This is a genomic window from Bradyrhizobium sp. AUGA SZCCT0176 (genome assembly GCF_018130145.1).
Classification (GTDB): Bacteria; Pseudomonadota; Alphaproteobacteria; order Rhizobiales; family Xanthobacteraceae; genus Bradyrhizobium.
In genome coordinates this window covers 1-19,371 of record NZ_JAFCMB010000015.1, presented here as the reverse complement: position 1 = coordinate 19,371, position 19,371 = coordinate 1, and the positions used below count along the sequence as shown (strand labels likewise).

The 19,371-nt window shown below is 62.9% G+C and carries 21 protein-coding genes; 13 read left to right on the top strand and 8 right to left on the bottom strand.

The window, feature by feature from the left end:
- Position 1 precedes the first annotated feature (1 nt).
- Positions 2-955, bottom strand: coding sequence for an aspartate carbamoyltransferase catalytic subunit (locus JQ600_RS27070; RefSeq protein ID WP_192733697.1), 954 nt, complete (start codon positions 953-955; stop codon positions 2-4).
- A gap of 141 nt (positions 956-1,096) precedes the next feature.
- On the opposite strand from JQ600_RS27070, the gene JQ600_RS27065 reads away from it, so the two are divergent.
- Genes JQ600_RS27065 through JQ600_RS27050 form a run of 4 tightly spaced genes read left to right on the top strand, consistent with a single transcriptional unit; the run spans position 1,097 to position 5,133 of the window.
- A complete protein-coding gene (locus JQ600_RS27065; RefSeq protein ID WP_212388189.1) occupies positions 1,097-1,861 on the top strand; it encodes a M15 family metallopeptidase in 765 nt (254 codons plus the stop codon).
- Between the two features lie 19 nt (positions 1,862-1,880).
- Positions 1,881-3,524: an acyl-CoA dehydrogenase family protein gene (locus JQ600_RS27060; protein WP_212490164.1), complete on the top strand. Its 1,644-nt coding sequence runs from the start codon at positions 1,881-1,883 to the stop codon at positions 3,522-3,524.
- Positions 3,525-3,534: 10 nt separating this feature from the next.
- Complete coding sequence (locus JQ600_RS27055; protein ID WP_212388193.1) at positions 3,535-4,305, top strand: CPBP family intramembrane glutamic endopeptidase; 771 nt, start codon at positions 3,535-3,537, stop codon at positions 4,303-4,305.
- 54 nt (positions 4,306-4,359) lie between these two features.
- Positions 4,360-5,133 (top strand): CPBP family intramembrane glutamic endopeptidase, encoded by a 774-nt coding sequence (locus JQ600_RS27050; protein ID WP_212388195.1) that lies wholly within the window; start codon positions 4,360-4,362, stop codon positions 5,131-5,133.
- Positions 5,134-5,135: 2 nt separating this feature from the next.
- Here JQ600_RS27050 and JQ600_RS27045 read toward each other — a convergent pair whose 3' ends face one another.
- From JQ600_RS27045 to JQ600_RS27035, 3 genes are all read right to left on the bottom strand, one after another.
- Positions 5,136-6,059, bottom strand: coding sequence for an AEC family transporter (locus tag JQ600_RS27045; RefSeq protein WP_212388197.1), 924 nt, complete (start codon positions 6,057-6,059; stop codon positions 5,136-5,138).
- A gap of 2 nt (positions 6,060-6,061) precedes the next feature.
- Positions 6,062-6,544: a Holliday junction resolvase RuvX gene (gene ruvX, locus JQ600_RS27040; protein WP_212388199.1), complete on the bottom strand. Its 483-nt coding sequence runs from the start codon at positions 6,542-6,544 to the stop codon at positions 6,062-6,064.
- 91 nt (positions 6,545-6,635) lie between these two features.
- Positions 6,636-7,571, bottom strand: coding sequence for a cyclase family protein (locus tag JQ600_RS27035; protein ID WP_212388202.1), 936 nt, complete (start codon positions 7,569-7,571; stop codon positions 6,636-6,638).
- Between the two features lie 207 nt (positions 7,572-7,778).
- On the opposite strand from JQ600_RS27035, the gene JQ600_RS27030 reads away from it, so the two are divergent.
- The gene (locus JQ600_RS27030) at positions 7,779-7,976 is read left to right on the top strand and encodes a hypothetical protein (protein WP_212388204.1); all 198 of its coding nucleotides are present in this window, start codon (positions 7,779-7,781) and stop codon (positions 7,974-7,976) included.
- 4 nt (positions 7,977-7,980) lie between these two features.
- On the opposite strand, the gene JQ600_RS27025 is transcribed toward JQ600_RS27030, so the two are convergent.
- Positions 7,981-8,862, bottom strand: a complete 882-nt coding sequence (locus tag JQ600_RS27025) for a LysR family transcriptional regulator (RefSeq protein ID WP_212266301.1) — start codon at positions 8,860-8,862, stop codon at positions 7,981-7,983.
- 105 nt (positions 8,863-8,967) lie between these two features.
- On the opposite strand from JQ600_RS27025, the gene JQ600_RS27020 reads away from it, so the two are divergent.
- Positions 8,968-9,951, top strand: coding sequence for a nitronate monooxygenase family protein (locus JQ600_RS27020; protein ID WP_212388206.1), 984 nt, complete (start codon positions 8,968-8,970; stop codon positions 9,949-9,951).
- A 26-nt stretch (positions 9,952-9,977) separates the two neighbouring features.
- Positions 9,978-11,051 (top strand): nitronate monooxygenase family protein, encoded by a 1,074-nt coding sequence (locus JQ600_RS27015; RefSeq protein WP_212388214.1) that lies wholly within the window; start codon positions 9,978-9,980, stop codon positions 11,049-11,051.
- Positions 11,052-11,078: 27 nt separating this feature from the next.
- Here the strand turns inward: JQ600_RS27015 and JQ600_RS27010 are convergent, their stop codons facing one another.
- Complete coding sequence (locus JQ600_RS27010) at positions 11,079-11,246, bottom strand: hypothetical protein (protein ID WP_192733686.1); 168 nt, start codon at positions 11,244-11,246, stop codon at positions 11,079-11,081.
- A gap of 399 nt (positions 11,247-11,645) precedes the next feature.
- Here JQ600_RS27010 and gatC point away from each other — a divergent pair, with 399 nt between their 5' ends.
- The 6 genes from gatC to JQ600_RS26980 all read left to right on the top strand — a co-directional run bounded on the left by gatC (position 11,646) and on the right by JQ600_RS26980 (position 17,206).
- Positions 11,646-11,933 (top strand): Asp-tRNA(Asn)/Glu-tRNA(Gln) amidotransferase subunit GatC, encoded by a 288-nt coding sequence (gene gatC, locus JQ600_RS27005; protein WP_212388218.1) that lies wholly within the window; start codon positions 11,646-11,648, stop codon positions 11,931-11,933.
- A 77-nt stretch (positions 11,934-12,010) separates the two neighbouring features.
- Positions 12,011-12,223 (top strand): hypothetical protein, encoded by a 213-nt coding sequence (locus JQ600_RS27000; protein ID WP_212388221.1) that lies wholly within the window; start codon positions 12,011-12,013, stop codon positions 12,221-12,223.
- Positions 12,220-13,695 carry an Asp-tRNA(Asn)/Glu-tRNA(Gln) amidotransferase subunit GatA gene (gene gatA / locus JQ600_RS26995; RefSeq protein WP_212467090.1) on the top strand — a complete coding sequence of 492 codons (1,476 nt, stop codon included), beginning with the start codon at positions 12,220-12,222 and terminating at the stop codon, positions 13,693-13,695. Before JQ600_RS27000 ends, gatA begins: the two co-directional genes overlap by 4 nt.
- A 2-nt stretch (positions 13,696-13,697) precedes the next feature.
- Positions 13,698-13,991 carry a hypothetical protein gene (locus JQ600_RS26990; RefSeq protein WP_249146656.1) on the top strand — a complete coding sequence of 98 codons (294 nt, stop codon included), beginning with the start codon at positions 13,698-13,700 and terminating at the stop codon, positions 13,989-13,991.
- Positions 13,988-15,472, top strand: a complete 1,485-nt coding sequence (gatB, locus tag JQ600_RS26985; RefSeq protein WP_212490163.1) for an Asp-tRNA(Asn)/Glu-tRNA(Gln) amidotransferase subunit GatB — start codon at positions 13,988-13,990, stop codon at positions 15,470-15,472. The genes JQ600_RS26990 and gatB overlap by 4 nt, the downstream gene beginning before the upstream one ends.
- A 1,470-nt stretch (positions 15,473-16,942) precedes the next feature.
- Complete coding sequence (locus tag JQ600_RS26980; protein WP_212266315.1) at positions 16,943-17,206, top strand: hypothetical protein; 264 nt, start codon at positions 16,943-16,945, stop codon at positions 17,204-17,206.
- A 65-nt stretch (positions 17,207-17,271) separates the two neighbouring features.
- Here the strand turns inward: JQ600_RS26980 and JQ600_RS26975 are convergent, their stop codons facing one another.
- Together JQ600_RS26975 and JQ600_RS26970 are read right to left on the bottom strand one after the other, a co-directional pair.
- Positions 17,272-18,504 (bottom strand): HlyD family secretion protein, encoded by a 1,233-nt coding sequence (locus JQ600_RS26975; protein ID WP_212388230.1) that lies wholly within the window; start codon positions 18,502-18,504, stop codon positions 17,272-17,274.
- The gene (locus JQ600_RS26970) at positions 18,497-18,940 is read right to left on the bottom strand and encodes a hypothetical protein (protein WP_212266319.1); all 444 of its coding nucleotides are present in this window, start codon (positions 18,938-18,940) and stop codon (positions 18,497-18,499) included. The genes JQ600_RS26975 and JQ600_RS26970 overlap by 8 nt, the downstream gene beginning before the upstream one ends.
- Positions 18,941-19,371 lie beyond the last annotated feature (431 nt).

Below are 19,371 nucleotides of genomic sequence, written 5' to 3'. Positions count from 1 at the left end.
GTCAGGCGTTCGGCAGGTTACGGGCGAGTGCTTCAAGCACCGCCATGCGCACCGCCACTCCCATTTCGACCTGCTCGCGGATCAGCGATTGCGCTCCGTCCGCCACGAATGAATCAATCTCGACGCCGCGGTTCATCGGACCGGGGTGCATCACCAGCGCGTCGGGTTTTGCGTAGGCGAGCTTCTTCTGGTCGAGACCGAAATAATGGAAATATTCGCCCGACGACGGTACGAACGAGCCGTTCATCCGCTCGCGCTGCAGCCGCAACATCATGACGATGTCGGCGCCGTTGAGGCCCTCGCGCATGTCGCGCGCCACCTCGACGCCCATCCGCTCGATGCCGCGCGGCAACAGCGTGGAGGGCGCCACCACGCGGACGCGGGCGCCCATGGTGTTGAGCAGCAGGATATTGGAGCGGGCGACGCGGGAATGCATCACGTCGCCGCAGATCGCGATCACGAGGCCTTCCAGCCGGCCTTTGTTGCGGCGGATGGTCAGCGCATCCAGCAGCGCCTGGGTCGGATGTTCGTGGCTGCCGTCGCCGGCGTTGATCACGGAACCGTCAACCTTGCGCGCCAGAAGTTCCACCGCACCTGACGCGTGGTGGCGCACCACCAGGATGTCCGGATGCATGGCATTGAGCGTGACGGCGGTGTCCATCAGCGTCTCGCCCTTGCGGATCGAGGACGAGGATACCGACATGTTCATGACGTCGGCGCCGAGCCGTTTGCCGGCCAGTTCGAACGAGGATTGGGTGCGGGTCGAGGCCTCGAAGAACAGGTTCACCTGGGTGCGACCGCGCAGCGAAGTGCGCTTTTTGTCTACTTGGCGGTTGAGCTCGACATATTCCTCGGAAAGGTCGAGCAGGCCGGTAATATCGGCGGCGGAAAGCCCCTCGATTCCCAGCAGATGCCGGTGACCGAGGACGAAGGTCGATTTCGATGCAGGGGTCATTAAAACGAGAGCTATAGGCAGACTTCCCATGCGGGGCAAGTGCGAATAGGGGGCTTGCGAGTTATCCCCCGGTCTGTCGCCGCGCAGGGTAAAGAGGGTTGCCGCAATTGGGCCGCGTTCAGCGCGCGGGGAAGGTGTTCGATGCAGAAATGGCAGGCCATTTTAGTGATCACATTAACCGGTCTTGGCTTGTCCAGCCCGCAGGCTGTGCGAGCACAGGCCCTGCCGGGCGGCTTCGTCTACCTGCGCGATATCGATCCCAGCATCATCCAGGACATGCGCTACGCCACGTCGAACAACTTTGTCGGCAAGCCGCTGAGGGGGTATGACGGCGCCGAATGCGTCGTGAAGCGCGAGGTCGGCCTGGCGCTGAAGAACATCCAGCAGGAACTCGCCAGGCAAAAGCTGTCGTTGAAAATGTTCGACTGCTATCGGCCCGAACGCGCGGTCGCCGACATGGTGGCGTGGTCGAAGAACGGCAAGGAGACACCTGCCGAACGCCGCTATAACCCGGCCTTCCGTAAGGCCGATTTGTTCCGCCTGGGCTATATCGCGACCCGGTCCGGACATTCGACCGGCGCCGCGCTCGATCTGACCCTGGTCGATCTGACCGCCGACAATTCCGCGAAGTTCGATTCCACCAAGGCTTACGCCGATTGCACCGCGCCTGCAGAGGCGCGCGCGCCGGAAGGCAGCGTCGATATGGGCACCGGCTATGATTGCTCGGACGTCAAATCGCATACCGCCGCCCCCTCGATCACGCCGGCGCAACGACGATCGCGGAATGCGCTGGTGGCTGCGATGGCGAAGCAAGGTTTTGTGAACTATTCGAAGGAGTGGTGGCACTTTTCGCTGCCGGGGGTCGGCCGGCAGGCCTATGATTTTCCGATTGCGCGACGGAATTGATCCCGGAGCAAGACCCGCCATGAGCCAGGCATCATTTTCGACCCACGAGGTCTTCAATCAGTCGCCGCCGTTCGAAGATGTCGACCTGTTCGCGGCCGACCGGCCGCTGGCCGAGGCGGTAGCCGCCAATGGCGGTGGCGAGGCGAGCCGTGAACTATCCGACTTCGGCCAGCACTGGGGTTCGGCCGAAATGGCGGCGCGAGGCCGTGCTGCCAATGAGAACACCCCGAAGCTGCGGACCTTCGATTCCCGCGGCAACCGCCGCGACGAGGTCGAGTTTCACCCGGCCTATCACGAGCTGATGGCCCACTCGGCCCATGCTGGCGTGCACAATTCGACGTGGAACGCCGACGGCAAGCCGGCAGGCGGTGCTTCGGAAGTCGTGCGCGCCGCCCAATTCTACATCGCCTCGCAGGTCGAGACCGGGCATCTCTGTCCGATCACCATGACGCGCGCCTCGGTGGCGGCGCTGGCCGAGCAGCCGGATCTGCTGGCGAAGGTGATGCCGGTGCTGGCGACGCGTACCTATGATCCCGGCTTTGCGCCGTGGTGGACCAAGGGCGGCATGACGGTCGGCATGGGCATGACCGAGAAGCAGGGCGGCACCGATGTGCGCTCCAACATGACGCGCGCCGAGCGAGACGGCGATGCCTATCGCATCACCGGCCACAAATGGTTCATGTCGGCGCCGATGTGCGATGCGTTCCTGGTTCTGGCGCAGGCGGGCGACGGCCTGAGCTGTTTCTTCATGCCGCGCTTTGCGCCCGATGGGTCCGTCAACGCGATCCGCTTCCAGCGGCTGAAGGACAAGCTCGGCAACCGCTCCAATGCTTCATCAGAAGTGGAATTCACAGGCGCCTATGCGGAGCGCATCGATGACGAGGGCAAAGGCATCCGCACCATCATCCAGATGGTGCAGCTGACGCGGCAGGATTGCGCGATTGCCTCCGCCGGCCTGATGCGCTCGGGCCTGGCGCATGCGCTGCACCATGCAAGGCACCGCAGCGTGTTTCAGAAGCATCTCGCCGACCAGCCGCTGATGCAAGCGGTGCTGTCGGATATGGCGCTGCATGTCGAAGCCTCGATCGCGCTGGTCATGCGGCTGTGCCGGGCGTTCGACCGGGCGCCGTCAGACGCCAAAGAGGCCGCCTATATGCGGCTGCTGATGCCGGCGATCAAATACTGGGTCTGCAAGAGCGCACCGGGTTTTCTCTATGAGGCGATGGAATGCCTCGGCGGCAACGGCTACGTCGAGGAGGGGATTTTGGCGCGGCATTACCGGGAGTCGCCGGTCAACGCGATCTGGGAAGGGTCAGGCAATGTGATGTGCCTCGACGTGCTCCGGGCGCTGTCGCGCGAGGCCGAGGCGGCATCCGCCGTGTTGCACGAACTCACCGGTGAAACGCTGGGCCTGCCGAGGGCCGGCGAGGCGGTCGGTTTTATCGGCAAAGCTTTCCGCCGGCCCGACAGCGAACGGGTGGCCCGGCTGGCGGTCGAAAAACTGGCGCTGCTCGCCGCCGCGGCGGCGCTCAATGCGGTGTCGCCACGGCATGCGGAACTGTTTGCCGCCACGCGCCTTGCCGGGAATCACGCCAGCATGTACGGCGCGGTCGATCTTGCCAGCGCCGACGTCGCTGGTCTGCTGGAACGGGCGCTGCCCTGAAAGTCAGTTGATGGATTCCCTCAGCCTCCCGCAACCGCCCCCTCCCGTCGCGTCCGCCCTGCGTCCGCCCCGGATCTGGAAGTTCTGGGGCACGGCGCTGTGGGGGCTGTTCATCTTTGCCGGGATGTTCGTCGGCCAGGCCGTGGTCATCGTTTACTTCGTGTTGCGGCAAGGTTCATGGGATCTCGCGGCAGCGATCCATGTCGTCGGCGCCGGGCTGACGATCTCGCTGTCCGTGATCATGGGAATGCCTGCGGTGCTGCTCGCAGCCTGGGTCGCGACGCGTGCCTCGCGCACGCCATTTGTTGACTACCTCGCGCTGCGCTGGACCACGTGGCAGAATTTCCTGATCGGCGCCGTCTCATTGGCCGTGCTGGTCGGCGGCTGGGACCTGCTGTCGCGTGCGCTCGGGCGCGAGGTGACGCCGGGCTTTATGGGCGACGTGCTGAAATCGGCGCAGGCCGACGGCGCGCTATGGCTGCTCGTGATCGCGTTCTGCGTCGCTGCACCGATCTCGGAGGAAATTATGGCGCGCGGTTTTCTCTACCGCGGCTGGTCGGAATCTCGCCTCGGGGTGCCCGGCGCCATCTTCCTGTCGTCGCTGGTTTGGACTTCGATGCATCTGCAGTACAGCTGGTTCTTCTTCGGTGAGGTGTTCACCATCGGCCTGCTGCTCGGCTATTTCCGCTACCGCACCGGTTCGACCTGGCTGACGATCGTACTGCACGGTCTCAACAACACGGCGGCGACCATTCAAACCTTCTGGCTCGCCGGGCAATAGCCGCGGACCTCGAACCTGACGCCGCGCCGGTGCGACCAAGGCGCGGAGGTCCCTATGTCAACGCCCGAGATTTCCGCGCCGCCCGCTTTGCCTGTTTCGCCACGTCAGCCCCGTACCTGGTATTTCTTGGGTTCGGCGGTCGTCGCGTTGCTTGCCTATGTTGCGTTCAATCTCGGCTACCTCGTGATGATGGTCGTGGTGTTCATCTGGCACGGCGATCTGGACATGACCGGGGCGCAAATCGTCGAGTTGGCGTCTCAAGGCGGCAACATCGCCGCGGGGACGATTGCCGCATGTGCCTTGGTCGTTGCCGTGCTCTGGGCCGCGATCCGGATCGCAAGGCAAGGCTTCGCGGACTATCTTGCACTTCGCTGGCCGAGCCGCGACGAACTCCTTCACGGCCTCCCAATAACCTTGGCATTCCTGCTCGCATGGCTTCTGCTTTCGTTTGTCACGGGACATCCGATGCTTGCATTCGTGATCGACAGCTACCGCTCCGCGCAAGACGCTGGGCTGTTGTGGCTGTTGTTGATCGGCTTCTGCGTCGCGGCGCCGGTCACGGAGGAATTCGTGGTGCGTGGCCTGCTGTATCGCGGCTGGTCGCAGTCTTTTCTCGGTCCGATCGGCACGATCGTGCTGTCGTCCGCGCTGTGGGCGCTGATGCACCAGCAGTATAGCTGGTACTATATTTGCCAGATCTTCCTCGTCGGTCTGATCTTCGGGCATCTGCGACGCCGCAGCGGCTCGACCTGGCTCACCGTGATAACTCACGGCTTTTTCAACCTCGCGGTCATAGCCCATACTGCCCTGAAACTTGCGTACTTCTGATCTCACCCGACCAACGCGATCGCGATCGGCATCGTGATCGCCGCCAGAATGGTCTGCAGCGTGATGATCTGCGCCAGCAAAGGCGCATCGCCGCCCATCTGCCGGGCCAGCACATAGGCGCTGGATGAGGCCGGCACCGCCGCGCACGCGGTCACGATCGCCAGGTTCGAGCCTGACAGCCCGAACCACAGCGCCAGCGCGACGGCGATCACCGGCATCAGCACCAGCTTGAGGAACACCGCAACCGAAGCGGCAAGGCTCGGGCGGAACAGGCCTTCGAGATGCAGGCCGGCGCCGGTCACCAGCAGGCCGATCGCCAGCGAGGAGCGGCCGAGCGCGTCGGCGACGTCATGCCAGAGCTTTGGCAGGGGGAGGTGGGTGACGTTGATCAGGAGCCCGATCGCGCAGGCCCAGATCAGGGGATTGCGCACGACCGTCATGGCGATGGATCCGACCGATTGTTTTTCGGTCGAGGCGTACTGCGCGAGCACGCTGACGCTGAACACGTTGACCAAGGGGATGATGGCGACCATCGCGACCGAGGCCAGCGCCAGTCCGGCATCGCCGAACAGGCTGCCCGAGACGGCGAGCGCCACATAGGTCTGCCAGCGGATGGCGCCCTGGAACACCGAGGTGAAGGCGGGTCCGTTGACCGCGCCGCGGGCGAGCAGGGGTCGCAGCGCCAGGCACAGCAGCGACATCAGCAGCGCCGACAGCAGCAGCGCGCCGCCGACGCCTGCGACCGGGACCTTGCTGAGGTCGGCCTTCACCAGCGTCTGGATCAAGAGCACCGGAAACAGCACGTAATAGGTCAGCCGCTCCAGCCCGTGCCACTGCGTCTCCAGCCGCATCAAAGTCCGCTTCAGTATGAAGCCGAGCACGATCAGCAAGAACACCGGCAGCAGCGCCGCGACCACCACTGCCATCTTCAGCGCTCGCCGCGCAGTGTGGCGAGCCGGTCCAGCGCGCCTTGCAGGATGAAGATCGCGGCATGCTCGTCGATCACTTCGGCGCGGCGGGCCCGGCTGACGTCCATCCCGATCAGTTCGCGCTCGACGGCCGATGTTGAGAGCCGTTCGTCCCACAGGCCGATCGCCAGATCTGTGAGTTTGGAAAAATTGCGTGCAAAGGCGCGGGTCGATTGCGCGCGCGGACCTTCGCTGCCATCCATGTTGATGGGCAGGCCGAGCACGAAACCGACCGCGTTGCGCTCGCCGGCAATGGAAAGCAGCCGCGCCGCGTCGGCCTTGAAGGCTTTGCGGTGGAGGGTCTCAACGCCGGTCGCCAGCCTGCGATCGGCGTTGGAAACCGCGACGCCGATGGTCTTGGTGCCGAGATCGAGGCCGACCAGCGCACCGCGCTCGGGCCAATGCGTGACCGCTTCGATCAGAGGGAGGATGAGGGCGGGCATGGACCCGCATAACACGCAGCTAGTCTGACATGCAAAGCCGGATGCGGCGTGGCGTCCATGCGGGAACGCCACGCCATCCGTCGAGATCGTCTTAGCGAATCGCGACCGGGTTGATCATGCTCTGCACGCCGCCCTTGAAGCGCGGCTGGCCGAGCACGAACAGGAACTCATAGGCCTTGTCGGCTGCGAGTTCGGCAGTATTGATGACTTCGAGAATGTAGGTTCCGTTCATTGGCAGCAGGATCTGGTGCACCTCGAACACGTTCTTCGATTCAAACGGTATCACTTCCAGCCCCCAGGTATCGGCGCCTACGGCAACCACGCCCTTGCCGGTGAGATATTTGGCGCCTTCGACGCCAAGGCCAGGCTCACCTGAGTTGAAGCGCTTGTCGTCCTTGCCGATCAGACTAGCCCAACCGGTGTGAAAGAGGACGACGTCGCCCTGGCGGATTTCCACGCCTTGTTTCTTAGCGACTTCCTCGATCTCCTTGACGTTGAAGGCGGTGCCTTCTTTGACCACATCCGTACCGTAGTGAGCGGCCATGTCGAGCAGCACACCGCGGGTCACCATCGGTGGCACTTTCTCGATGCCGAGTTTCTTCAGGCCGGTGGGATCGGCGAAGTCGAGCAGCTTGTTGCCGTTATAATAGACGTGCTCCACGCCGATATGGCCGAGGCCGTCCATCTGGCTGCCGACGCCGACCCAGCCTTCGATGATGTCGTCGTTATAGGTGGTCTTGCTCGGCCCAAGGCCGGGAATGCCGGCCTGACCGGGCTGGACGACGGTGATCTTGAAGGCGCGCGGAGGGTAGGCGGGCATCTTGGAGTCGACCGGGAAGCCGAGCGCGTAGGTCTTGCCGGTCTTGACGAGGCCGGCCGCCTTCACAACGAGCTCCGGGGTCATATAGTTGGCGGCGCCGATCTCGTCGTTCGGTCCCCATTTCGATTTCGTCCAGTCTTGAGCGTTTGCCGTTCCAACCGTTCCCAACAGGGCAGCCGAACAGCACAGCACGAACGCGTGGCGCATCGCAGATCCTCCCAGAGTTGACGTTATGGTTCTTGGTAGTCAGCGCCTCATACTAACGTAGTAGTGTGCGACGATTCCAAAAATTTTTTGATGCGGCTATTGCGATGGAAGGCCGCGAGCCGGTCGTGCAGCGCAAATCTTCTTTGTTGCAGAAATGTGGCGCCGATATTTCGCACAGCGGAACGGCGCGCGCGACGAGGCAACGCGATGGATGCACTGCAATTGTTCGGCTTGCTCGCGGTGACCGCGATGCTCATCCGCTACGCGCTGGAAGACCACCGCCGCTGGTTTATTCTGCCCTTCGCGGCAGCCTGCGCGCTGGGTTCAATTTACGGATTTCTACAGGGCGCTTGGCCGTTAGGGTTGGTCGAGGCGGTCAGGGGCGGAGGCGGGCTGCGGCGCTGAAATCTCAGGCGGCGATGACCTCGCCGCTATTGTTCAGGCAGGCGGTAAAGCCTTGCAGCGCGCTATATTGATGTGCGCTGCGGCGCTGGATGAAGAGGGTGTCGACACCAGACTGAGCGGCCTTCAGCTTGTGGACGTTGACGGTCTCGTTCTTTCCGACAACGGCACGGGGCAGCAGCGTCACGCCCATGTCAGCGGCGACGCAGCCGATCATGCCGTCTAGCGTGCCGAGTTCGAACCGCGCCGAAGACGGCCAGCCGAACTCGGAAAACACCTGTTCGAGCCGCTGCCGATAGCTGCAGCCGGTGCGGAATACCAGGGCGGTCGGCCCCGATTCTGGCGTGCCCGCGCGCAAGGCGGCCAGATTTGCCCAGCGCCTCGACGTCACCAGCACGAGTTCTTCCCTGAAAGCGATTGTCGAACTGAGTTCGGCGTGGTCGATCGGACCGGCCACAAATGCGCCGTCGAGCGATCCGTCAAGCACGGCCGCGACAAGGTCTGCGGTCGGCGAGGTGCGCAGGCTCAAGCGCACCGCTGGAAAGCGGCGGTGGAATTCGGCGAGCAGGGAAGGCAGCCGTACCGCAGCGGTGGTCTCCATCGAGCCGATCGACAACGGCCCCTTGGGCTCGCCATCGTCGCGCGCGGCCAGCACGGCTTCGCGCGACAACGCCGCCATCCGCTGCGCATACGGAAGCAAGCGGCGGCCGGCGCCGGTCAATGTCATGCCGCGGCTATGCCGCTCGAACAGTGCGGTGCCGATCTCGGTCTCCAGCGCTTTGACGCGCTGGGTGACGTTGGATTGCACGGTGTTGAGTTCGTCCGCGGCGCGGGTGATGCCGCCGAGGCGCGCCACCGTCGAAAACGTCACGAGATCGCTCAATTCCATGGACCGGTCTCCGTTTCATTATAGCGATGGCAGCGTTCTATAGTATTCATTTTATGAGAATGATATGTCGGCTTATCGTGTCTGTCCAGATAGAAGGGTTTGGACATGTCGATCAGCACGCCATTGACGGCTCTCCTGGGCATCACGCATCCGGTCCTGTCGGCGCCAATGGACGTGATCGCCGGCGCACGACTGACGGCGGCAGTCAGCGCCGCCGGTGGTTTTGGCATTTTGGGTGGTGGCTATGGCGATAAGGCCTGGCTGGAGCAGGAGACCGCCAAGCTCAGAGGCGTATCCGCTCCCTTTGGCATCGGCTTCATCACCTGGAGTCTCGCCAAACGGCCGGAGCTAATGGACATCGCGCTCGCGGCACGGCCGCGCGCCATCATGCTCTCGTTCGGCGATCCAAAACCCTTTGCGACCAAGATCAAATCCAGCAACGCGCTGCTGATCTGCCAGGTGCAGGACGAGGGCATGGCGCGGCAGGCGCTTGACGCCGGTGCCGACCTGCTGATTGCGCAAGGCAGCGAGGCCGGCGGACACGGTGCCTCCCGCACCACCATCGACATCGTGCCGGCGATTGTCGATCTCGTGGCGGGCCGGGTGCCGGTTGCGGCGGCGGGCGGCATCGGTGACGGCCGCGGGCTGGCGGCGATGATGATGCTGGGGGCGTCCGGCGTGCTGCTCGGCACGCGCTTTTACGCCAGCCAGGAATGCGACGGCGCCGATGAAGCCAAAAAGCGTATCTGCAACGCGACCAGCGGCAGCAGCATCAGGAGCATCATCTTCGATATCTCGCGGAACAATGTCTGGCCGGCGCCGTTCAACGGCCGCTGCCTGATCAATGACCACGCGCGCCGCTGGATCGGGCGCGAGGTCGAACTGATGCAAAACGTCACCGCTGTCGCGGCCGAATATGCCGCCGCGAGAGCCGCCGGAAATTATGATGTCGCCGCTGTCATCGCAGGTGAGGCCGTCGGCCTGATCCATGATATTCCGTCGGCGGCAGTGATCGTTGACAGGATCGTCGGCGAGGCCGATCAGCTCCTGGCTGGACGGCGCAACTCTTCCGCAGCAACAAGAGCCTGATTCCACTCATTCAAGCGAGCAGACCCATGTGGCCAGACCGCCGACTTCTCGATCTCTTCAAGACCGAATTTCCGATCGTGCTGGCGCCAATGGCCGGCGTGATGGATCAGGAACTGGCGATCGCGGCGGCCCAGGGTGGCGCGCTGGGTTCGCTGCCATGCGCGATGATCACGGCGGAAAAGGCGCGCGAACAGATCAGCATCGTGCGCCAGCGCGTCTCCACGCCGCTCAACTTGAACTTTTTCTGCCACGCGCCGGTCGCGGCCGATCCCGCGCGCGAAGCCGGATGGAAGGCGCGGCTCGCATCCTATTACAAGGAGTTGAGCCTCGATCCCGCAACGCCTGTCACTGCCGCGAACCGCGCGCCATTCGACGAGGCGATGTGCGCGCTGGTTGAGGAGATGAAGCCGCAAGTGGTCAGCTTCCATTTCGGCCTGCCGGATGCCGCACTGGTGAAACGCGTCAAGGCGGCGGGCGCCATCGTGATGTCGTCAGCCACGATCGTAAAAGAGGCGATATGGCTCGAGGAGCACGGCGCCGACGTGATCATTGCGCAAGGCGCCGAAGCCGGCGGCCATCGCGGCATGTTCCTGACCGAGAATATCGCCCAGCAGCCCGGCACCTTCGCGCTGGTGCCGCAGGTCGTCGACGCCGTGAAGGTGCCTGTCATCGCGGCCGGCGGCATTGCCGACGGACGCGGGATCGCGGCGGCCTTTGCGCTCGGAGCTGCGGGCGTGCAGATCGGCACGGCCTATCTGCGCTGCCCGGAATCGAAGGTGTCCGCGCCGGCGCGGGTAGCGCTTGCCCAGGCGAGTGATGATGCCACCGTCATTACCAACGTCATGACCGGACGGCCCGCGCGCGGCGTCGCCAACCGCTTGATGCGCGAGGTCGGACCGATTTCGCCGGATGCGCCTGATTTTCCGCACGCCGCAACCGCACTCGGTCCGCTGAAGGCGGCCGCCGAAAAGCTCGGCAAGGTCGATTTCACCAATCTCTGGGCCGGGCAGGCGGTGCGGATGGGCCGCGAGATGCCGGCTGCAGAACTGACGCGGGCGCTGGCGGGCGCGGCGTTGGCTAGGCTGAGTTCGCTGGCTTAGCGTCCGGCGGCTGCCGGGGTCGTTGTGCTAATGCGCCGGCTCGTCGCGTTTTACGACGTCCAGGTGCTCGACGGCGAGCGATCGATAATGCGCGGCCATCTCTTTGTAGTGACGTTGCGAGATGGGATCGGTGGCGCTTTCTGCGCGCCGCTCGAACATCTCGGCTTTTTCCTGAAGCTCTTTCGCTTTGGACATGGCGTTGCCTCACGTTCGTCAGGCTAGACACGCCAGATATAGGATCGCGACGCCAAGCACGCCACCGATCGACCACAGAGCAGGATCCCAACTTTCCGTTACACCGTCGTGTTCCGTTGTCCACATGGCACGGCCTCCAGAGTGATGGCCGAGTACACGCCGCGACTGTTTCAAAACGACTGCGTCAGCCCGCCAAATTGGTTTCGTCGGCGGCTTTTCCCTGTCGAAACCCCGGACTCCCGGCGCGGGCCGCAACGGCGGCACTTTGATGCGGCCTTTGAGCCCCGTTTGGCGGTATTTTGGCCCCAAAATGCCGGCGGGGCGGTTCCCCGTGGTTGCGGCGCAAAACCGGGCTCTGCTATACGGCGGGTGCGATCCCCCGATTGAGGCCTTATATTAATGTCCGTTGATGCCGCTACCGTTCGCCGCATCGCGCATCTTGCGCGAATTGCGGTCGCCGAGGCCGAAGTTCCCCATCTGCAGGGCGAACTGAACGCCATGCTGGCGTTCGTAGAGCAGCTTTCGGAGGTGAACGTCGACGGCGTCGAGCCAATGACCTCGGTGACCCCGATGGAAATGAAGAAACGTCCTGACGTGATCAATGACGGCGAGATCGCCGACGATGTCGTCAGAAACGCGCCCGACACCGTGAACCATTTCTTTCTGGTGCCGAAGGTCGTCGAGTAACATCGTGTTTTCGAGCGAAGTGGATACCGGTTCGCGTGAAGAAAACGCGTCAAACAAAAGAGTCTTAGAGATCCGCGATGTGCATGCTCTGCGACGATGAAAAGGCTTATGCGGCCTACATGAACTATCTCGACGCGATGGAGCGGCAGGGCAAGGTCGCCGATCCCGACAAGGCGATGGACGCCGTGCTCGACGCGCTCGAGGCGTCCGAGCTGACGCGGCCCAAGCAAGACGACCCCGCGAGCGACAAGACCCTGTCTCCATTCTTCTGCAGCCCGATCAATAAATGACCGATTTGATTTCGATGACGATCGCCGAGGCCAGGAATGGCCTCGCGAACAAGTCTTTCACCTCGCTTGAACTGACCGACGCGCACCTTGCCGCGATCGAGGCGGCGCGCGCGCTCAATGCCTTCGTGCTGGAAACGCCGGACAAGGCCCGAGCCATGGCGCGCGCGATCGACGCCAGGATCGCCAAAGGCGAGGGCGGCCCGTTGGCCGGCATTCCGCTCGGCATCAAGGACCTGTTCGCGACCAAGGATGTGCGCACCACCGCGTGCTCGAAAATCCTCGGCAATTTCGTGCCGCCTTATGAGTCGACAGTCACTTCGCAGCTCTGGCGCGACGGTGCGGTCATGCTGGGCAAGCTCAACAACGACGAATTCGCGATGGGCTCCTCGAACGAGACCTCGTGCTTCGGCCCGGTGGTCAATCCGTGGCGGCGCGAAGGCTCCAATACCTCGCTGGTGCCGGGCGGCTCGTCGGGCGGCTCAGCTTCCGCGGTGGCCGCACTGCTTTGCATGGGCGCGACCGCGACCGACACCGGCGGTTCGATCCGCCAGCCGGCGGCGTTCACCGCCACCGTCGGCGTCAAGCCGACCTATGGCCGCTGTTCGCGCTGGGGCATCGTCGCCTTTGCCTCCTCGCTCGATCAGGCAGGGCCCATTGCGCGCACCGTGCGCGACAGCGCGATCCTGATGCGCTCGATGGCCGGTCACGATCCCAAGGACACGACCTCCGTCGATCGCGCGGTGCCGGACTACGAGGCCGCGATCGGCAAGTCCGTCAAAGGCATGAAGATCGGTATTCCCAAGGAATACCGCCTCGACGGCATGCCGGCCGAAGTCGAAAAGCTCTGGACCGAAGGCGCGGCCTGGCTGAAGGCGGCTGGCGCGGAGCTCGTCGAGATATCGCTGCCGCACACCAAATACGCGCTGCCGGCCTATTACATCGTGGCGCCTGCCGAGGCGTCGTCTAACCTAGCGCGCTACGACGGCGTGCGCTATGGCCTGCGCGTGCCCGGCGGCTCCATCGGTGAGATGTACGAGAACACCCGCGCCGAAGGTTTTGGCGACGAAGTGCGCCGCCGCGTCATGATCGGCACCTATGTGCTCTCCGCCGGCTATTACGACGCCTATTACCTGCGCGCGCAAAAAGTCCGCACCCTGATCAAGAAGGACTTTGAGGATTGTTTTGCGAAGGGCGTCAACGCGATCCTGACGCCGGCGACGCCGTCGGCGGCCTTCGGCGTCGGCGAGAAGGGCGGCGCCGATCCGGTCGAGATGTATCTCAACGACATCTTCACGGTGACCGTGAACATGGCGGGACTGCCGGGCATCGCCGTTCCCGCCGGCAAGGATGTGCAGGGGTTGCCGCTCGGCCTGCAACTGATCGGCCGACCTTTCGACGAAGAGACGCTGTTCTCGCTCGGCGAAGTGGTGGAGCAGGCGGCCGGGCGCTTCACGCCCGAGCGCTGGTGGTAGCGATGGGCGACTTCCGCGCCAGCCTGTCGGGGACGTCTCCGGCACCTAGCCTGGAACCGCCGCTGGCGGCATTGTGGTGGGCGGCCAAGGGCCAATGGGACGAGGCGCACAAGATCGTCCAGGACGAAAACACGGGCGACGCCGCCTGGGTGCATGCCTATCTGCATCGTGTCGAGGGTGATCTCGGCAATGCCGGCTATTGGTACCGGCAGGCGGGCCAGCCCGTGGCCAAGGATTCTCTGGAAGCCGAATGGGAGCGGATCGTGTCCGCGCTGCTCGGGAGTGGAAAAGCATGAACGCGACAGTCAAACCGGCCAAACTGATCAGGGGCGTCACCGGCGATTGGGAAATGGTGATCGGGTTGGAGGTCCATGCCCAGGTCACCTCGCAGTCAAAACTGTTCTCGGGCGCTTCGACCGAGTTCGGCGGCGAGCCGAACACCCACGTCTCGCTGGTGGATGCCGCGATGCCGGGCATGCTGCCTGTCATCAACGAGGAATGCGTTCGTCAGGCAGTTCGCACCGGCCTTGGGCTAAACGCGCAGATCAATCTGCGCTCGGTGTTCGACCGCAAGAACTATTTCTATCCGGATTCGCCGCAGGGCTACCAGATCAGCCAGTACAAGTCGCCGATCGTGGGCGAGGGCGTGGTCGAGGTCGAACTTGACGGCGGCCACAGCGTCTCGATCGGGATCGAGCGTCTGCACCTGGAGCAGGACGCCGGCAAATCGCTGCACGACCAGAGCCCGACCATGTCCTATGTCGACCTCAACCGTTGCGGCGTGGCGCTGATGGAGATTGTCTCGAAACCGGACATCCGCGATGCCGAGCAGGCCAAGGCCTATGTGACCAAACTGCGTTCGATCCTGCGCTATCTCGGCACCTGCGACGGCGACATGGAGAAGGGTTCACTGCGCGCGGACGTCAACGTCTCCGTGCGCAAGCCCGGCGGACCGCTCGGCACCCGCTGCGAGATCAAGAACATGAACTCGATCAACTTCATCGGCCAGGCGATCGAGTATGAGGCGCGGCGCCAGATCGAAATCATCGAGGATGGCGGCGTCATCGATCAGGAGACCCGGCTGTACGATCCGGGCAAGGGCGAGACGCGCTCGATGCGCTCCAAGGAGGAGGCGCACGACTACCGTTACTTCCCCGATCCCGACCTGCTGCCGCTCGAGTTCAGCGAAGCCTATGTCGCCGGCCTGAAGGCCGAGCTGCCGGAATTGCCGGACCAGAAGAAGGCCCGCTTCATCGAAGGTTTCGGACTGTCGCCCTACGACGCCAGCGTGCTGGTGGCCGAGCGCGAGAGCGCGGACTTCTATGAAACCGTGCTGGCCGCGCTCACCGACAAGGCGCGCGACGGCAAGCTTGCCGCCAACTGGGTGATCAACGAGCTGTTCGGACGCCTCAACAAGGAAGGCCGTGATATTGCGGGCTCACCGGTGTCTGCGGTGCAACTCGCGGCGATCGTCGACCTGATCGGCGAGGGCACGATCTCCGGAAAGATCGCAAAGGACCTGTTCGAGATCGTCTGGCAGGAAGGTGGCGACCCTCGCGCGCTCGTCGAGACGCGCGGCATGAAGCAGGTCACGGACTTGAGCGCGATCGAGAAGGTGGTCGACGACATCATCGCCGCCAACCCGGACAAGGTCGCGCAGGCGAAAGCCAAGCCGCAACTCGCCGGCTGGTTCGTCGGCCAGGTGATGAAGTCGTCCGGCGGCAAGGCCAATCCGCAAGCCGTCAACGATCTCTTGAAGGCGAAGCTCGGCATCTGAAGCGTCCCGTAACGGGACGCTTTTCGCGGTAGCTCACGTTGCGATCGACGCGCGAAAGCGTGCATCGATCGCGCATCGCGGATCAAAAATCATCGTCACGACGGACAACGGGCCTTGCGAATCGGTCGCAGCGATTCGTCCAAAAATTCGGTTCTGGCGAGCGGCGATGAGACGTGGACGCTGAATCCACGAAAATATTTTCATTGCCAAAATTTGCGACTCAGAGTCCGCGCAAGCGGCTTTTGGGCAGTCTCGATGAGTCGCGATAACGTCGTTTGCGCACCAATCATCACATGCGTGAATCGCGAAAACATCTGTAATACAAGCGTTTCCTCCAATATTGACAAACGCCGATGTCGGTCGTTGCTGCACTTTTTGCATCGTCGTACGGGCGTGTTTTGGTGGCGCCGACACGAGCTTCGCGCGCGCTCTCACATTGCTGCGTCAACACTTCCTTAAGCGGGACGCTGTTTTTTTGAATGTGTTGGTGTATTCGGGATGTAGTGCACATCGATTCCCGAGTGCACGCAGCGAACTAAGCCATCTCACTTACATTAGGAGGGCAACATGGCCAAGAAAGCTAAGAAGGCAAAGAAGGCGAAGAGCGCAGTGAAGAAGACTGCGAAGAAGACCCGCAAGGTCGCCAAGAAGAAGAAGTAACTTCGTCTTGAAAAAATTGCCGGCGGCTTGATGCCGGCACGTCACACGAGCCATCAGACGGTTTGCTTCTCTAAGCAAACATAGCTCGGATGGCTCTGGTCGACGAAAGAGGGTGTCGGCGAGACATCAGGTCAAACGGCTGGATCGACTTTCGGGAGAGTTCGCTTTCCCAAAACCGGTCCGGCAGAAGAAACAGGTTTTCTTCGTTCGGTGCGGAATCTTTGCTCCGCAATTTCACTGGGCCCAAAGCCCCGACTGAAATCTGGTCCTGACGTGTTCGCCGACGCCCTCGTTCCCCGGAACGTCTCCTGTTCCCCGGAACGATAGCCGCGCCCTTGGTGCCCGGCATTCGATCTTTCCAAATCCTTTACATGACTGCCCCGACCGCCCGTGGCCCGCGTCGGGCTGCCGCAGATCGTGCTCATGCGCCACCGCACGCCGTTTGCGCCATGCGCCCGCCGATCCATCACGGGAACTCTTGCGCTGCCAGGTTCTCCGTTCGCGCCGATGACGGCGCGCGCGAGATGCGAGACGTCGCAATGGTTATCGTTGTGCGAAACGGCAGGGTAAACCGGTCTTCACGAATCCTCACTTGTTGCTGCGGCACAGGGACTTCTGCGATTCCTCACCGGCGCCGGGGCGCTTCGCGTTTACACCCCGTTCATCGCGATATTTAAACTGCCCTTCAAATTTGATGGGCCATGATCATCCCAACAAGCCGGCAAACGGCGTGGGGCATAACGGGACGTTAGACAGTGGACAGGGGCCGCGCTCGGGGGAGGGCGGCAACAACAAAAAGGGGAGACTACGATGTTTCAGGGACAATTCGATCTGGAGACGGCGACACCGGTGGAAACCGCAATCCCCGATTTGCTGTTCGAGCGCGGCCTGTATTGGGCGAGCGGTCGTTCCGGCGTCGTCAACCTGGTCGCCGCCCATAAATGGTTCAATCTCGCCGCCCTGAAAGGCCGCACTGACGCAATCTCGATGCGCCGCGAAGTCGCCGAGATGATGTCGGATGTCGAGATCGCCACGGCGCAGCGCGAAGCCCGCGCCTGGATGACCTCGCACTAAGCCGGCGGGCCGCCTGGAGTGCCTGGTGTCAGTTAACCCGACACCGGGAGCATCCGGACAAACCCTCAGTGCCCGCTCAGCACCAGCGTCTTGATGGGCAGCAGCAGGGCCTGAATCCGCAACAGAATCGCATGCACGAGGCCGGTGGCGTCAACGACGTGCAACGCGAAGCTCTTGAACGCGCTGAGCTTGCCTGACGCGATCCGTTCGTGATTGCTGGTGTAGGCGTTGGCGATACAGCTGCTGCCGGGCGTCACGCCCTCCAGCCCGCCCTTGTAGATCGGCTCCATGAAAACGAGAATGGTGCCAGGACGCACGGTGCTCTGCGCCTCGATCAGCTGTTCGCCGCCCCTGAACTGGCCAGCCGCGATGTAGTCCTGCACATTGGTCACCACCATCGGAATGATCGTCCACGGCTTGGAAATGCAGGTGGCCTCGGCCACCATTCCGACTTTCATGACCTGAGCCTCGATCTGCCCAAACCCAGCCGACAGTGCAACCCGTCCCGCGCCCTCCGGAATCAGGACGCCGGCCGTCCGTATCATTGGATTGACGATATCGCCCGGCCTCAGCCCGAACTGCTCGACCCGCCCGTTGAACCCTGCACGAATGAAGGTCTTGTCCAGATCGACCTGCGCTTCGGCCAGCGCGGCCTCTGCGCTGGCTTTCTCGGCGGGGAGGAGGGCGGTGACGCGAACCGCCGCGGATTGTTTTGAAGCGTTGGCGGCATCTAGCGAGCCCTGCCGACCCGCCTGCAGCACCTGGAGCTTTTCGATGTCACGCTGCGGAACGATGCCGGGATTGCGTTGCTGGAGGTCCCGCTTGGTATTCAGCTCGTCGGTGGCTTGCTGATAATCGCCCTGAGCCTGCAGGATCTGCCCTTCGGCCTTGAGAACATCGGCCTGCGCCGACAGCATGGCGGCATCGACTTCGGCGATCTTGCGTTTGGCCGTCAGTAGCGCTGCCTCCTGCTTGGAACTGTCAATTCTGAAAATCACCTCACCTTGCTTGACGGCCGCGCTGACGTCGATGTTAACCTCCGCCACCCGGCCGGCTACTTCGGACATGATCGGGACGGTCCGATAGTACAACGTCGCCGACGAGGTCGATGGATGATAATAGAAGATCATCGTGATCAGCGCGACCGTGAGCATCAGGCAGCCGATGATGCCAAATCGCAGCTCGAACCAGACCGAATAAAGCGTGATTTCGTGGCCGATGCGCTTTCCCTGCCGATAGCGGCGATAGAGATAGTCCGGCAATATCGTCACGAGCGAGCAGAGGATGATCTCAAGCATGACTCTTTGCCTCACTCTTGGCAGCGCCGCTGTCAGTGACGGCCGCGTGGCCTGCAGTTTCTGGAGGCGGCTCGGTCGGGTCTGGTTCAGGCGGAACGCCGGCCAGCTTTTCAACCGATCCGGCGATCCTGCGCAGCGGCGAAGCGAAATCCGGAAGATCGATCATGGCGAGGAACAGGCCGATCACCCAGAACAAATGGTTGTGCGTGAACAGCGCCAGCAGACCCAGCACGGCCACGATTTCAAACTGCAGCTTTTGCGACTTGTGGGCCAACCGCTCCGGCAGCGTGTGCAGGTGCAAATAGAAATTACCGACCGCGAGAATGGTGCCGATCAGGAAGATCCCCATAACGACCATCAAAACGTCGGTGTCACCCGGCGCCGTGATGAAACCTGGCAGATGATGGGGAGCGGCTGGATGAAGAGCTTCACTCACGCAATTCTCCACGTCTAAAAGGCAGGCCGAATAGCCAGCAATGCGCGAACGAAGGCATGGACGGCCGCCCGGCTAGGCGCTGCCATCTTTTACGTAAAGCGAGAACTTGGCAAGCACACAGCGCGTCGCTTCGGATGAGCGTTTGGGCTCTGATTTGTCTTCCGCAACGCGAAATTGGCCGCTCGACTTGCAATGATCGTCTTTCAAACAATGTGAGGGCATGGGTCCACATTCTCACGGCACGAGATGCCCGAGTTTTGCGTCATTTTCCGCCCGCTCGGAAAGGAGAGGGCGCAGGGAAGACCGGGTGCGCGCTGCACCCGCGGTCTCGCGTGCGGTTTGCACAAAACAAAGTGCACACGAGCATACAGGGCAGCGGAGAACACCCGGCCTTCCCTGCGCAGTGGCTTTACGGCTTATGCCGTGCTCTC

What these genes read in the sequence shown, in the direction of transcription:
- ruvX (WP_212388199.1), bottom strand. Translation starts at nt 6,544, where the DNA reads ATGCCCGCCCTCATCCTCCCTCTGATCGAAGCGGTCACGCATTGGCCC.
- JQ600_RS27015 (WP_212388214.1), top strand. Translation starts at nt 9,978, where the DNA reads ATGTGGCCAGACCGCCGACTTCTCGATCTCTTCAAGACCGAATTTCCG.
- JQ600_RS27025 (WP_212266301.1), bottom strand. Translation starts at nt 8,862, where the DNA reads ATGGAATTGAGCGATCTCGTGACGTTTTCGACGGTGGCGCGCCTCGGC.
- JQ600_RS26990 (WP_249146656.1), top strand. Translation starts at nt 13,698, where the DNA reads ATGGGCGACTTCCGCGCCAGCCTGTCGGGGACGTCTCCGGCACCTAGC.
- JQ600_RS27000 (WP_212388221.1), top strand. Translation starts at nt 12,011, where the DNA reads ATGTGCATGCTCTGCGACGATGAAAAGGCTTATGCGGCCTACATGAAC.
- JQ600_RS27020 (WP_212388206.1), top strand. Translation starts at nt 8,968, where the DNA reads ATGTCGATCAGCACGCCATTGACGGCTCTCCTGGGCATCACGCATCCG.
- JQ600_RS27030 (WP_212388204.1), top strand. Translation starts at nt 7,779, where the DNA reads ATGGATGCACTGCAATTGTTCGGCTTGCTCGCGGTGACCGCGATGCTC.
- JQ600_RS27070 (WP_192733697.1), bottom strand. Translation starts at nt 955, where the DNA reads ATGACCCCTGCATCGAAATCGACCTTCGTCCTCGGTCACCGGCATCTG.
- JQ600_RS27060 (WP_212490164.1), top strand. Translation starts at nt 1,881, where the DNA reads ATGAGCCAGGCATCATTTTCGACCCACGAGGTCTTCAATCAGTCGCCG.
- JQ600_RS27010 (WP_192733686.1), bottom strand. Translation starts at nt 11,246, where the DNA reads ATGTCCAAAGCGAAAGAGCTTCAGGAAAAAGCCGAGATGTTCGAGCGG.
- JQ600_RS27045 (WP_212388197.1), bottom strand. Translation starts at nt 6,059, where the DNA reads ATGGCAGTGGTGGTCGCGGCGCTGCTGCCGGTGTTCTTGCTGATCGTG.
- JQ600_RS26975 (WP_212388230.1), bottom strand. Translation starts at nt 18,504, where the DNA reads ATGCTTGAGATCATCCTCTGCTCGCTCGTGACGATATTGCCGGACTAT.
- JQ600_RS27050 (WP_212388195.1), top strand. Translation starts at nt 4,360, where the DNA reads ATGTCAACGCCCGAGATTTCCGCGCCGCCCGCTTTGCCTGTTTCGCCA.
- JQ600_RS27035 (WP_212388202.1), bottom strand. Translation starts at nt 7,571, where the DNA reads ATGCGCCACGCGTTCGTGCTGTGCTGTTCGGCTGCCCTGTTGGGAACG.
- JQ600_RS27065 (WP_212388189.1), top strand. Translation starts at nt 1,097, where the DNA reads ATGCAGAAATGGCAGGCCATTTTAGTGATCACATTAACCGGTCTTGGC.
- JQ600_RS26980 (WP_212266315.1), top strand. Translation starts at nt 16,943, where the DNA reads ATGTTTCAGGGACAATTCGATCTGGAGACGGCGACACCGGTGGAAACC.
- gatB (WP_212490163.1), top strand. Translation starts at nt 13,988, where the DNA reads ATGAACGCGACAGTCAAACCGGCCAAACTGATCAGGGGCGTCACCGGC.
- gatC (WP_212388218.1), top strand. Translation starts at nt 11,646, where the DNA reads ATGTCCGTTGATGCCGCTACCGTTCGCCGCATCGCGCATCTTGCGCGA.
- JQ600_RS27055 (WP_212388193.1), top strand. Translation starts at nt 3,535, where the DNA reads ATGGATTCCCTCAGCCTCCCGCAACCGCCCCCTCCCGTCGCGTCCGCC.
- gatA (WP_212467090.1), top strand. Translation starts at nt 12,220, where the DNA reads ATGACCGATTTGATTTCGATGACGATCGCCGAGGCCAGGAATGGCCTC.